The 13,288-nt window shown below is 43.4% G+C and carries 11 protein-coding genes; 5 read left to right on the forward strand and 6 right to left on the reverse strand.

The genetic code is table 11. The features are described from left to right. Window positions 1-284 precede the first annotated feature (284 nt). The 5 genes from JFC10_RS05805 to JFC10_RS05825 all read left to right on the forward strand — a co-directional run bounded on the left by JFC10_RS05805 (window position 285) and on the right by JFC10_RS05825 (window position 6,966). On the forward strand, window positions 285-2,012 hold the full coding sequence (locus JFC10_RS05805) for an AMP-binding protein (protein ID WP_198332079.1): 1,728 nt from the start codon (window positions 285-287) through the stop codon (window positions 2,010-2,012). A gap of 566 nt (window positions 2,013-2,578) precedes the next feature. Continuing rightward, window positions 2,579-4,351: an AMP-binding protein gene (locus tag JFC10_RS05810; protein WP_198332080.1), complete on the forward strand. Its 1,773-nt coding sequence runs from the start codon at window positions 2,579-2,581 to the stop codon at window positions 4,349-4,351. A 248-nt stretch (window positions 4,352-4,599) separates the two neighbouring features. Further along, window positions 4,600-5,316, forward strand: a complete 717-nt coding sequence (rph, locus tag JFC10_RS05815) for a ribonuclease PH (protein WP_045443953.1) — start codon at window positions 4,600-4,602, stop codon at window positions 5,314-5,316. Between the two features lie 77 nt (window positions 5,317-5,393). Next, window positions 5,394-5,885, forward strand: coding sequence for a hypothetical protein (locus JFC10_RS05820; RefSeq protein WP_198332081.1), 492 nt, complete (start codon window positions 5,394-5,396; stop codon window positions 5,883-5,885). 316 nt (window positions 5,886-6,201) lie between these two features. After that, entirely contained in the window at window positions 6,202-6,966 is a 765-nt protein-coding gene (locus tag JFC10_RS05825; RefSeq protein ID WP_198332082.1) for a hypothetical protein, read from the forward strand. Between the two features lie 115 nt (window positions 6,967-7,081). Here the strand turns inward: JFC10_RS05825 and hemJ are convergent, their stop codons facing one another. From hemJ to serB, 6 genes are all read right to left on the reverse strand, one after another. After that, window positions 7,082-7,516, reverse strand: coding sequence for a protoporphyrinogen oxidase HemJ (gene hemJ, locus JFC10_RS05830; RefSeq protein ID WP_102090486.1), 435 nt, complete (start codon window positions 7,514-7,516; stop codon window positions 7,082-7,084). An 89-nt stretch (window positions 7,517-7,605) separates the two neighbouring features. After that, complete coding sequence (gene bioB / locus JFC10_RS05835; RefSeq protein WP_198332175.1) at window positions 7,606-8,781, reverse strand: biotin synthase BioB; 1,176 nt, start codon at window positions 8,779-8,781, stop codon at window positions 7,606-7,608. A 221-nt stretch (window positions 8,782-9,002) separates the two neighbouring features. After that, window positions 9,003-9,509 carry an SCP2 sterol-binding domain-containing protein gene (locus JFC10_RS05840; RefSeq protein ID WP_193013421.1) on the reverse strand — a complete coding sequence of 169 codons (507 nt, stop codon included), beginning with the start codon at window positions 9,507-9,509 and terminating at the stop codon, window positions 9,003-9,005. 387 nt (window positions 9,510-9,896) lie between these two features. Next, the gene (gene aciT, locus JFC10_RS05845) at window positions 9,897-10,298 is read right to left on the reverse strand and encodes an AciT family ciprofloxacin tolerance protein (RefSeq protein WP_193013420.1); all 402 of its coding nucleotides are present in this window, start codon (window positions 10,296-10,298) and stop codon (window positions 9,897-9,899) included. Window positions 10,299-10,537: 239 nt separating this feature from the next. Then, a complete protein-coding gene (locus tag JFC10_RS05850) occupies window positions 10,538-11,533 on the reverse strand; it encodes a DUF368 domain-containing protein (protein ID WP_198332083.1) in 996 nt (331 codons plus the stop codon). A gap of 165 nt (window positions 11,534-11,698) precedes the next feature. After that, complete coding sequence (serB, locus tag JFC10_RS05855) at window positions 11,699-12,889, reverse strand: phosphoserine phosphatase SerB (RefSeq protein WP_198332084.1); 1,191 nt, start codon at window positions 12,887-12,889, stop codon at window positions 11,699-11,701. Between the last annotated feature and the right edge of the window lie 399 nt (window positions 12,890-13,288).

Below are 13,288 nucleotides of genomic sequence, written 5' to 3' on the forward strand. Positions count from 1 at the left end.
CTGATTATAGCTGTTAAGATTTTGATAGCTATGAAATTGTTGCCCGTCAAGACAGTTTGCGAACTCAAGTAGCAATCTTTTATATTGAGTAGTCTGTATAAAGTGTGTATGTTAATGAACAGAGGGTTATTTACCGCTATATTGTTTGCTCATCACCATATCATTGCCTCACAGACGCGCTTGCCATTATGATGACAAGTCTGCGCTCTGAGTTTTGGTATTTTTATCACACTGTGATTCGCATGGGTTGACGGTAGCGTACTATTACTAGGAGAGAAAAGATTATGGAAAATCACGGTAACCTAATTCGTCGTAACGATAAAGTATGGGTTAAAACTTACGAAAAGCTTGGTATAAAGTACGACATTGATATGCCAGCTGCCAATACCTCGTTAATTGACATACTTGAGCAGAATTTTATCAATCATGCTGGCAAAACAGCGTTTGTCTGTATGGATGTCAAACTTTCTTATGAAGAATTGGACCGTTATAGCAAACAAATTGCTGCCTACTTGCAATCACTTGGTCTAAAAAAGGGCGATAAAGTCGGCGTCATGATGCCAAATATTTTGCAGCTACCCGTTGCGGTATTGGGTGTGCTGCGTGCTGGCATGACCTTGGTTAATGTTAATCCACTTTATACCTCAAAAGAGCTTGAGCATCAACTAACAGACTCTGACACTAAGGCGTTATTTATTTTAGAGAACTTCGCCAAAACGTATGAAGACATTGGTAAAGACTTGGTTGACCATGTTGTCGTGACGTCGATGGGTGATTTGATGAGTCCATTAAAAGGCTTTATTGTTAATATGGTCGTGCGTCACGTGAAGAAGCTTGTACCTGACTATAACCTTAAAACCAGCACCAACTTCAAAACAGCACTAAATCGCTTTTCTGCCAAAAAATATAAGCGTCCTGAAAATATTGGGCTTGATGATGTGGCGGTACTTCAGTATACCGGCGGTACAACGGGTGTGGCAAAAGGCGCGATGCTTACCCATGGCAATCTAGTCGCTAACTTGATTCAGTGTGATACTTACCTTGGTGATGCTTTTGATAAGTTTGAAAAAATGAATGAGCAGCCGGTTATCATGACTGCCTTGCCGCTGTACCATATTTTCTCATTTACCGTTTGTGGTATGTATGGTTTATATCGTGGCTGTATTGGGCTGCTCGTGCCGAATCCGCGTGATGGTGCAAGCTTAATCAAAGCTTATAAAGACTACCCACCAGCGTTTTTCCCAGCAGTTAATACGCTGTTTAATGCGTTGGCAAATAGTGATGCATTTAAAGCCTTAGATCATAGCAAGCTTGAGATGTCGATGGGCGGTGGTATGGCGGTATTAAAAGATACCGCGACGCAGTGGCAAAAAATAACAGGCAATATTATCGTACAGGGTTATGGCTTGTCAGAGACGTCTCCCGTTGCGTCCGCCAATCCACATGGTACGGGCGAATTTTCCGGTAATATTGGTCTACCAATGCCAGCTACTGACATGGCTATTTTGGATGAAGAAGGCAATGAAGTAGCACTAGGTGAGCGTGGCGAGATTTGTGTTCGTGGTCCGCAGGTTATGAAAGGCTATTGGAAGCGTGACGATGCTACCGCTGAGGTCATGACCGATGATGGTTATTTCCGTACTGGTGATATCGGCGTGATGGATGAAGAAGGCTACTTTAAAATCGTTGATCGCAAAAAGAATATGATTCTGGTATCAGGCTTCAACGTTTATCCGAACGAAGTCGAAGATGTGATGTCAGGTCATCCAAAGATTTTAGAATGTGGCGTCATTGGTATCGATGATGAAAAGAGCGGCGAAGTGCCGAAGATTTATGTCGTGCGTAGTGATGACAGTTTGACTAAAGAAGACGTGCTTGCTTATAGCAAAGAAAATTTAACCGGTTATAAGCGTCCTCGTTATGTTGAGTTCATCGCTGAGTTGCCAAAGTCAAACGTCGGTAAAATTTTACATAAAGATTTGCGCGTGCTGGAAGAAAAGAACCACGGTTAATCAGCCAATCTTTAGCGCCAGAGCATTTTTATGAGTGTCTGTCACGGTTAGGCACTCGTAAAGTCATCACGATACTGAAGCTACAAACTGAAGCTACAAAAAGCGGTCAGGATACTAAAGTTGTCGTGATAGTGGTTGTCGTAGTACCGGGTGTCGTGATCCAAAAATGGTAAGGTTGCTGGTATGCTGCCTTATCATTTTTTGTATTTATTGCTTTTTTTGTCCCGATGACCGAGTCAGTAGAGATAGAGAATTTTTAGCAAAACTGCTATAGTGCTCACCGACATATTTTTATATTTTTCGACGAGATGACGTCAGTTTTGCTCTATATGTCTGATAAAACCATCAGAGCGAAAGTAGTTTTTAATTCGGCTATGCTGAGTTATTATGCTATTTATTAAGGACTTAACGTTGCGCTTTGATTGACAAAGCTTGTGAATGACAAACCTTTTTTTGTTACCACGTTTTTTATTCACAAGCTTATGCTGTCATTGATCAATCACAAAAAATAATGGTGTTTTCATTAGATTATTCTACGTTTTTAACGGTAACATTTAGGGAAAATTATGACCGACAGTATCAATAAAGAGACCACAAACGATAATGCTGCAATAAATAATAAAGACAGCATATTTCCTACTATGCCAACGATATCTAGTGATAATCCATGGTTGAACACTTATGAGCGTTACGGCATTGCCGCGACTATCGATATGCCTGATGACAATACCTCTTTACTTGATGTGTTTGAGCGTAATTTTAGCCTTTATGGGAAAAAAACTGCTTATATCTGCATGGGTGCTTCAATTAGCTATAAGCAACTAGATATATATAGTCGCCAGATTGCCAGTTACTTACAGTCATTAGGCTTGGTAAAGGGCGATAAAGTTGGGGTGATGATGCCCAATCTTTTGCAGTATCCCGTGGTCGCCTTGGGGATTATCCGTGCAGGCATGGTACTGGTCAACGTCAACCCTTTATATACCAGCCGAGAGTTATCGCATCAGCTGCATGACAGTGGCACCAAAGCTCTATTCATCGTAGAAAACTTTGCGAAGACCTATCAAGAAGCAGAAGACAAAGGTCAGGTTGAGCATGTCATCGTTTGTAAGATTGGCGATATGCTAGGGACAGTGAAGGGAGCCGTCGTTAACCTGGTTGCGCGTCACATTAAAAAAATGATTCCTGCTTATAGCCTGCCAAACAGTGTGAGTTTCAAGCACGCTTTAAATGCGGTATCAGCCAGCAAATATAAGCGTCCTGATTTGAATTTAAGCGACGTGGCATTATTGCAATATACTGGCGGTACGACAGGGGTTGCCAAAGGCGCGATGCTGTCTCACGGTAACTTAGTTGCTAATATGCTACAGATTAGTGCACTGATGGACAGCGCATTTGATGATGACGTTGATGCCAACGATGTCATCCTGACTGCACTACCGCTATATCATGTATTCTCATTTATGGTCTGCGGTATGTATGGTATGTACCGAGGTTATGCTGGCTTGCTTATCCCGAACCCTCGTGATCTTGATGGTCTGATTAAAGAGATGGCCAAATACAAACCCGCCTTTATCCCTGCGGTGAATACCTTGTTTAACGGTCTGGTACATAAAGATGGCTTTGCAGACTTAGATTTCTCTAACCTAAAAGCCTCTATCGGTGGCGGTATGTCCGTCTTACCTAGTGTCGCAAAAGAATGGCATAAAATCACTGGCTTGCCTATCGTTGAAGGCTATGGTTTATCAGAAACCTCACCAGTGGCTGCTTTTAACCCGATGACCATTGCTGAATTCACAGGTAAAATTGGTATTCCTGCTTCTAGCACCGATATAATACTGATCGATGATGATGAAAATGAAGTCACATTGGGTGATCGCGGTGAGATCTGCGTGAAAGGCCCGCAAGTGATGATAGGTTATCAAAATCGTCCAGAAGAAACGGCTGAAACTTTTACCGCCAATGGCTTCTTAAAAACTGGTGATATCGGTATCATGGACGAAAAAGGTTTTATCAAAATCGTTGATCGCAAAAAAGACATGATTTTGGTTTCTGGTTTTAATGTTTATCCAAACGAAATCGAAGAAGCCATGAGTGAGCACCCTGCTGTGGCAGAATGCGGCGCTATCGGTATTCCAAACGATGACCGCGGCGAAGAGCCAAAGTTGTTTGTGGTCAAAAAAGGCGATGTGACCGAGCAAGAGTTGCTAGATTTTGGCAAAAAGCAACTGACTGGCTACAAGCGTCCGCGCCACATACAGTTCGTTGATGAATTACCAAAATCAAACGTGGGTAAAATCCTGCGTAAAGAATTGCGTAAGATGGAAGGGTTAGAATAAAGTTGGCGCTATTTCTTTGTTAAGCCCATGACTTGCTAAAGTAGCGGCGCAATAGCTTGAGCGAATCTTGCTATTGCGCCGCTGCCACGTTAGGATATCTTAATATTTGGCTTGGCTCAGGCATTCAGTGGTCTTTGTCTTTTACTTGATTATATAAAGACAGCGCTAACTAAAACGCAAGTGGCCAGCTAACACTATATTTATTATTTTTATGACATTGCTTTTATAACATCGTACTAGGGATTTTTATGCGTATTGACAATCGTGAGCTTGACCAACTTCGCTCGATCAGCTTTGAGCGCCATTATACTAAGCATGCCGAAGGGTCAGTATTAGTCAGCTTTGGCGATACCAAAGTATTGTGTACTGCTAGTGTTGAATCTGGTGTTCCGCGTTGGCTCAAAGGTAAAGGCAAAGGCTGGATCACTGCTGAGTATGGCATGTTGCCACGCGCGACCAATACCCGTAACCAACGTGAAGCGGCACGCGGTAAACAATCAGGCCGCACCCAAGAAATCCAGCGTTTGATTGGTCGTAGCTTACGGGCGATGATTGACTTGAGTAAGCTGGGTGAAAATACCATTTATCTTGATTGTGATGTCTTGCAAGCCGATGGTGGTACACGTACTGCTAGTGTAACTGGGGCGGCTATTGCGCTTATCGATGCATTAGAGAGTATCCAAAAAAGCAAAAAACTCAAGGCAGATCCACTGATTGGTTTGGTCGCTGCAGTCTCTGTTGGTATGAAAGATGGCAAAGCGTATCTAGATCTAAACTACGAAGAAGATGCCAGCTGTGATACCGATTTGAATGTGGTTATGACTCAAAAAGGCGAATTTATTGAGCTACAAGGAACGGCAGAAGAAAAGCCATTTACCCGTGCTCAAGCCGACGATATGCTGATTCTTGCCGAAAAAGGCATCGCTGAGCTGATTGCCATGCAAAAAACAGCCTTGGGTTGGTAGTCCTATTGATGAGTGCTTGCTCATCGTATTTTCATTAAAGTTTTATTCTCTCATTACTCTGTAACAGGTAGTCATGCATGCTCAAGCTGACCGACAATGGTGCCAAAATCACGCTACAAGATCAGCCAAAAACGACTGATGATGGCATGTTTTGGTTTGGGTCTGCATTACTTATCGGCGCGGTGGCGGTTGCTTTGGCAATGAGTCTGCTGCCTGAACGCTTGGCTATAGGCGCATTGGCGCTACTGATTATTGGTAGTTTTATGTTTAACCGAAAACGCCAACAACAGAAAAAAGCCATGGCTGGCGCTATCAGTAGCGGCATCTTATGGCTGCGTGCTGGTGAGCTGGTGCATGACAATCAAGGTAAGCGTGAGCATATTCAGTTGACCGACGGTGATAAAATCATGCTTATTGGTGAGCAGTTACAGATTGTTGATTGTGATGATATACGCAAATACCATATTAGCGGCTTTGATAGTATCCAAGAGGCAACCGCTGCCAAAGCTATTTTGCAGGGTCAAGCATTGGGCAAGCGGCATGTGAATATCAAAATGAGTAACGATTAACTTATTTCTTAGCCAATCACCTACTGGATTGAGCTATGAAATCCTAAGTGACTTTATCTAAGTAATATTTTATCTACGCAGTATTTAATCTAAACACTGCTTATTTCACTTCCTTTTTATTTAGCACCAGCTCTCTATCGTTCTTCTACGTGTTCCTCTTATCCTAACCATTAGTCTGTATTTTTATACCTTTTATCGGTCATTTGAGCCGAATAATGCTTGCAGCGTCATGTCTAAATGGTTTATAAGTAAGATTAGAAAGTCCTATTATTATAGTTTATGTTGTCATTTATATTTTATTGACAAGGAGTTGGTCATGTCGCGTTTGCCTGTGTCTATGTCGTCGTCGGTTACAGCGTCGTGCAGTCTTTTATTGTTTACCGTTGGCCTAGTAGGTCAAGCCCATGCAGATAGTATGAGTGCGCTGATCGCCCAAAAATCTGTGCAACCTGATTTCAGTACACGCTATACACCATCATACTCTTCCGTGCCCTCTGCCAAAGTCAGCACTCGTTCCACCATTCAACGTGCAGCAACTTATCGCTCAAATACTTCCAGTATTCCACCAGCGACTCAGACATCCTATCGTTATCCTGAAGTAGCGCGTCAAGCACCTGCGGTACTCCCTGCATTTTTATCGGGTAATTATGATAATGTCGATAGCGAGTATTTACCGTTACTAAGCAGTGCGGAGATGCAAAGCAGTCTGGCCGCCCGTGAAGTGGTTAGTACAGCACGCAAGATGGCGCTGAACGAGCGCGCGATTATTCAAGGTGGCTGCTGGGACTATCTGAATGCCGTGTTTAAACGCGCCGGGGTGACACGCGATACTATTCATAAAGGTACTTATGGTCAAGGCCCGTATGCCAATAGTGGCGAGATTGAAGTCGGGGATTGGCTCTATTATATCAACCATGGCTACAATGGCGTCGAGCATAGTGGACTGTTTGTCGGCTGGGTTGATGAGCGCGCAAAGCAAGCACTGATCCTCAGCTATGCGGGCGAAAACCGCCGCGAACCTGCGCGTTACCGTGTTTATGATTTGAGTAATGTCTATCAAATCATGCGCCCTAGTGTTTAAGGTTTCATCTTCATTATGTCCTAAAAAAAGCGTCCGTTACTTTAATGAGTAACGGACGCTTTTAGTTTAGAGGTGTTCAGATCTAAAAATCAGTTATTAGCATGTTTACTGAATTTTAGAAGGGCTTGACCACTACTAAGATGACGATAATGACCAAAGCAAACACTGGTACTTCGTTAAACCAACGCCAGAATTTATGCGTCTTATAATGTGGATTATCTATCAGCTTTTTACGATAAAATCCACAAGCACCGTGATAGCCAGAGAGTAATACCACTAATAAGAGCTTGACGTGTAACCAGCCTTGGGTCTTATATACATCCCAGCCTAGCCCCAACATCCATAGACCAAAGACCCATGTTGCTATCATCGATGGCGTCATAATACCGCGATAGAGCTTACGCTCCATAATAGCAAAGCGTTCGTGGCTGATGCTGTCGTCACTCATCGCATGATAGACAAACAAGCGTGGCAAATAAAATATCGCAGCAAACCAGCAGACCATCGATATAATATGCGCCGCTTTAATCCAATTAAAATAATCTGCCATCACATTCTCTCTTACGATTTAATATTTTATCATCAATAATGTCGGCAAGCTTAGCGCAGATTATCCAATAATGGTAGCGATAAAAAACGCTACTCTGCCATTACCACTTGCGATTGATGACCACTCATCGCATCCATCACAGGCAATACTTTGGGTGCTCTTGGTGCGGCAAATTGCTTTGTTAAGCCAAGCTCACGCATGAGTCTGTCATCGCCTGATTGGCTTGCATTGCCAGTAGTCAGCAGTTTATCGCCATAAAAGAATGAGTTGGCACCTGCCATAAAGGCCAAGGCTTGCTCAGAGTCGGATAGGCTTTCGCGGCCAGCAGACAGACGCACATAGCTGGTCGGGCAGCAAATACGTGCTACGGCAATAGTACGAATCCACTCAATCACTGACAGTTGACCTTCTGCCAAGACTTTGTCGCCAATTGGTGTGCCTTTAATGGGCACAAGCAAGTTGACCGGAATTGACTCTGGCGCTTTGGGCATTTTTAGCAGCTCATGTACCCAATCGATACGGTCGTCACGGCTTTCACCCATGCCGACGATATTGCCGCTACAGACATTGATGCCTGAGTTGCGCACGTTATCTATCGTATCTAAGCGCTCATCATAGCTACGCGTGCTGACGACTTGCTCATAATAGCTGCGCGAGGTATCTAGGTTATGATTGTAATAATCCAGTCCAGCATCCGCCAGTTGCGTTGCTTGATTGGTATCTAGCATACCAAGGGTCATACAGGTCTCAAGTCCCAAGGCCTTGACTTCTTTGATCAGCTCAACCACATAGGGCATGTCTTTGGCGCTTGGATGTTTCCATGCCGCACCCATACAGAACCGTGACGAGCCACTGGCTTTGGCACGTTTGGCAGCGGCAATGACTTTATCGACTTCTATGCGCTTCTCTGCTTGTAGTTTGGTGGTATCGCGATGATGACCTGATTGCGAGCAGTAGCCGCAATCTTCGGGGCAGTTACCTGTTTTGATCGATAACAAAGTACTGATTTGTACTTCATTGGCAGTGAAGTGTGCTCGATGTATCGTTTGTGCTTGCAATAACAAATCCATCAAAGGCAGGTCAAACAGTTCGGCGATTTCTTCGCGGTTATGCTTACGGGCAATTGGTTGATTGGCTTTGGTGGCATCCGTTGTTAAGTTGTTTAAAAAGTCATTGTTCAAGCCGTTGTGGCTGTTATTTTGATTATTGAACGTGTCAGTGGGGCTACTGGCATTAGGCTCTGAGATGTTAAGTAATCCTGCCATCATATAATTCCTTTTATAATAGTTTTTGAAACAATCGTTTTTAAGAGAGTAGGGTTTAAAGTAGTTATGTATAAAGCCATAAGGTTTTAGATAATAAAAAAGGCTGCGATATAGTATACCGCAACCTTTTTAGAAAATCAGAACACTGCTAAAGAGTAAAGTAACTGAGATATAAATAGTCGTTATCTGTTTTCTTTATTTACGTCGCTAGATTTACGTCATTATTTGCCAAGTTTGTGCTTAGCAACCCCAATCCAATGATTGGCAAATTGCTGAGCTTTATAAGCATAAGGTTTGGCTTTTTGGACGTACGGTTTGTATTCCTCTGGAATGGCGGGCACGATATGCTTAGCAAGCTTATTGAACCACATCATGAGACTATAGTCACCTTCAATGCTGAGGTTGCCTTCTTGCACGGCAGTCATAAAGGCAGGTAGATTTCCTTTGGTCAAAAGCTTAACGCCCGTCATCGAATCCTTGAAGTTGATGGTGAGGTCTGCTTTTTTAGCATGGCCACTGTATTGGCTGAAATGTCCATTATCAAAGACAAAATAACGGGCGATATCCGCTTCGGCGCTGGCAAGCTCAATCGTAACATTACGATCAGCAAATAACGCTTTCACATCTTCGTTATCACTATCAGCAAGCATGGACAAACGATAGCCAATCACAGCCAACAGCACATCTAACGGATCAGATTTAATATCTAATACAGGAACAGTAAACATAATCGAACTCCTAAAAAATGAGACGCAAAATAATGCGTACTTTATAACAATTTTTGCGACAAATATATAACTAGATTATAAACGATGGAGAGGTTGCTATTCTTTAGGAGTTACGTAGAGAGCGTTAAGTATCTTGTAACATTCAATGACGTTACCTTAGTTGAAACAAGTTGATATCATTTATAAAAATGAGAGTAGCAGCGAAAATGAATGCTAGCAATACCTATGCTAGATTAAGCGATTTTGACGCGGCTAATCGTACTTTTTGGGTGAGATACAGTCGGATAAAAATAATTTAGATACAGGTTAGGCATCAGGAAGGCAAGTACCGCAAATAGTGAATGAGGTAGCCGGACAGCGTATCTGATTGATATAGGCGCGACTCTATCAGTGGAAGCGCGGTTGGTAGTCGTCATCATCATAAACAGGTGTATGCTCGATATAGCGTGCCGCTTCCAATTTACGCTGCTGCTGAACCGATTGACTGACATCCTCGTAACGTAACGCCCGATACAGTACCCAGCCTGCTAAAGGCAACCAACTGATGCCCATGGCGATGATATAGCTGTGCAACTCTGACAGCTCTGATAGCATAGGACGACCCGCCAAAATACTCTGTATTCCCTCAACCGCCAGCCAATATGCCATACCACCAAATAGATACCACAGCAGCCAGCGCTGTGAGGATAAGGCAAGCACCAAAATCAAGCCTGCTAGCAAGCTATAACCAAGCAGTGCTGCCGTGCTCCACGTTTCTATACCAATAACCGCAAATATAGTCAGTAACATTATTCATCTCGCTATTCATAAGGTGAATTCCAATGAGGTCATTATGAAAGTTTGAGCAACAAAGCTAAAGAGGGCACAGGCGACTTTGCGACAACCGTTGACGTTTGGTTTTTTAGCACGTTTTGATGGTTTTGTATGGCAGAATTTGAGCTTAAGCGCCGCAAGGTTGGGCGCTTATTGTTAAGAGTAGAGAGAGTTTTCTGGTTTTAAAAACAGCCTGATGCAGGGATGAGGTAGGGTTAAGCGCGATTGGTACGAGTGCCCCACCAAGATAACAATGATACCAAAATCGCGCCTAGTAGCATCAATCCTACAGTGGTTAGCCAATGTGGACCGGTAGGATACTGCCATGGCATCACGTTGTTTATCGCGTCACTATTAAGCGTGCCTACGGCATCGACTTTCCATGGCCATACCTTTACCAGAGAGCCTGCAATAAAACCTGTCAGTAGTGCTAACGTTGCTTGATAGTAGCGCGATAATAGCCATTTAAGTGCGCGAGTAAATAATAACAATCCCGTTGCCATGCCCGCAATGACCGTGAAGATTACCGTAAAATTAAGGGTATGTACGGCCTCCAATACGGTGTCATAAGCACCTAATAATAATAATATAAAAGACCCTGATATACCGGGCAATATCATGGCGCAAATAGCAACCGCCCCTGCAAAAAATAAATACGGCAGGCTTGGCGTTGCCGTGAGTAGTGGCATACTACTGATTACCACAGCGGCAATTAGTCCGGCAGCAAACAATGCCACGCGCCCTATATTCCAGCGCTTAATTTCACTTAATAAGATAAATACCGTTGCGATAACCAGTCCAAAAAAGAATGACCAAATAAATAAGGGCTGGTTGTCCAGTAGGTGCTTAATGATACCGGCTAAAGTAGCAAAACTGGTGGCGATTCCCAATAACAAAAATAATAAAAAAGTCGCATCAACTTGTCGCCATACCGCAACCAAACCTTTGATCCCGCCTTCCTGTCGAAATATCTGCCAGAGATTGGGGCCGATGCTACTAAGCGAATTAATCAAGCGCTCATAAATACCTGCAATCAGCGCAATGGTACCGCCAGAGACACCTGGTACGATATCCGCTGCGCCCATGGCCATTCCTCTGATATAAACCCCGAATAGTTGCTTTGAACTATTGGAGGAGGAGGCAGTGCTGCTCTTATCCAGTGGTTGTGGCGCTGACGGCTCATTTTGCCGTGGTGATGGTGATGCCGTCATGAACAATCCTTCATTATCTAAAAGTAAGTGTTATCTAAAAATAAGTATCAGAGGTTGGTACTACTAAACATACTAGAGCACCTGAAAAGTGTGCTAACGTATAAAAGCTGGATTAATGATAAAGGCATCAACCCAGCTTATTTGATAATCTAAAGTATTTAGCGATTACTCAGCAGGTGCGAATGCTGGATAACCTAAGGCATAAAGTGTGCCTTCAAGCCCCGTGACATTAATCGCGGCATCAGCGCGTGCTTGGACAATGGGTTTGGCATGATAAGCGATGCCTAAATCTGCAATGGACATCATCGGTAAATCATTGGCACCATCGCCGATGCAGACCACTTGTGACATCTCGATGCCTAAACGTTCAGCAGTATGTTCGACGATAGAGGCTTTTTTGGCACCATTAACGATGGGTAGTTGCACATGACCGGTGACTTCACCTTCTTCGATGTCTAGCGCGTTGGCATGAACCTCATCAATGCCCAATTGCTCAGCGATATAGCGGGCAAAGTAGGTAAAACCACCTGATACCAATACCGTATGATAGCCCAGTGCTTTTAACGCACTGATGGTGGTCCGCGCACCGACCGATAACGTCAAGCGGCTGCAAATATCATCAAGCACATCGGTAGAGATGCCTTTTAATAATGCCACACGCTGGGCAAAAGATTCATCAAAGTCAATTTCACCGCGCATTGCAGCTTCAGTAATGGCTTCGACTTCTGCACCAATGCCAGCAGTTTTTGCCAGCTCTACGATGACTTCTTGTTCGATCAAGGTCGAGTCCATATCAAAGCAGGCAAGCTTGTGGGTACGCAGCATATGACCGACAGATAATATATGACAATCGACGACGTTTAGATTATCTGCACTGCCCGCACGACGGGTGTTGTTATATTCTTCAGTCAAGTCATGATGCAAGCGCGTGGTTAGCTGATCATCAATGATGTGAGCTGCTGCGGTCTTTTTGCCAGGATGCATGAGGGTGTCAGTGACTGGAACCAACAAATAGCGAAATACTTGTGCTTGGGTAAAGGGTAAGCGCTGTGCGTTTGCTGCCGTTGGCTCTGTATCAGAGACGGTGATATTGACAAAACTGGCATCAGTATCTTCAGCGACGGTGACCAAATGCCAGCTTGGCTGTTCATCCACCCATGATTGCACATACTGATGAATATCAAGCGTCGATACTTTGGTTGGTAGCACGACGATAAGCGCAAAAACAGGCAGGGACTGTAGCGCATCAAAATCTTGTAAGTTCGTGTTATCTGGTAACAGTGACGCAATAGAGTCGACGGCTTGTTGCCATGCTTTGCTGTCTTTTGGTAACGAGTAAGATGTATTGTGTGGCATGGCTCAATGGTCCCTTGTATGCTCATATAAGATTGGGAATAATAGCAGCTTTACTCGGCAGCGCCTATAGATGACGCGCAAAGTATCACCGTCGATTAAAGATGGTAGCGATCGTTGAAAAATCATTTGAAATTGAATGTAATTATTATGATAAATTTATAAATCTGCTAACGCTATAAGACTTATTATGGTGATATAGTAGATAAGATAAGCGGATTGTATTCATGATAATATTCACGACAATGCTTTCATTCGCCGCTTACCAAATGTGCAGTAGATTATCCTGAGTTATAGCATTTTAGACAGCAGTTTTTAAGTAACGAAATCTTGTTGTCAGTCTTATTTTAGGCAACAACAGACATGTCACAGCATGGTGCTGACATTCAATAAATGCTTATT

The organism is Psychrobacter aquimaris (assembly GCF_016107525.1).
GTDB lineage: Bacteria > Pseudomonadota > Gammaproteobacteria > Pseudomonadales > Moraxellaceae > Psychrobacter > Psychrobacter aquimaris.

What these genes read in the sequence shown, in the direction of transcription:
- JFC10_RS05810 (WP_198332080.1), top strand. Translation starts at nt 2,579, where the DNA reads ATGACCGACAGTATCAATAAAGAGACCACAAACGATAATGCTGCAATA.
- bioB (WP_198332175.1), bottom strand. Translation starts at nt 8,781, where the DNA reads ATGGCAGGATTACTTAACATCTCAGAGCCTAATGCCAGTAGCCCCACT.
- JFC10_RS05840 (WP_193013421.1), bottom strand. Translation starts at nt 9,509, where the DNA reads ATGTTTACTGTTCCTGTATTAGATATTAAATCTGATCCGTTAGATGTG.
- JFC10_RS05805 (WP_198332079.1), top strand. Translation starts at nt 285, where the DNA reads ATGGAAAATCACGGTAACCTAATTCGTCGTAACGATAAAGTATGGGTT.
- rph (WP_045443953.1), top strand. Translation starts at nt 4,600, where the DNA reads ATGCGTATTGACAATCGTGAGCTTGACCAACTTCGCTCGATCAGCTTT.
- aciT (WP_193013420.1), bottom strand. Translation starts at nt 10,298, where the DNA reads ATGTTACTGACTATATTTGCGGTTATTGGTATAGAAACGTGGAGCACG.
- serB (WP_198332084.1), bottom strand. Translation starts at nt 12,889, where the DNA reads ATGCCACACAATACATCTTACTCGTTACCAAAAGACAGCAAAGCATGG.
- JFC10_RS05820 (WP_198332081.1), top strand. Translation starts at nt 5,394, where the DNA reads ATGCTCAAGCTGACCGACAATGGTGCCAAAATCACGCTACAAGATCAG.
- hemJ (WP_102090486.1), bottom strand. Translation starts at nt 7,516, where the DNA reads ATGGCAGATTATTTTAATTGGATTAAAGCGGCGCATATTATATCGATG.
- JFC10_RS05850 (WP_198332083.1), bottom strand. Translation starts at nt 11,533, where the DNA reads ATGACGGCATCACCATCACCACGGCAAAATGAGCCGTCAGCGCCACAA.
- JFC10_RS05825 (WP_198332082.1), top strand. Translation starts at nt 6,202, where the DNA reads ATGTCGCGTTTGCCTGTGTCTATGTCGTCGTCGGTTACAGCGTCGTGC.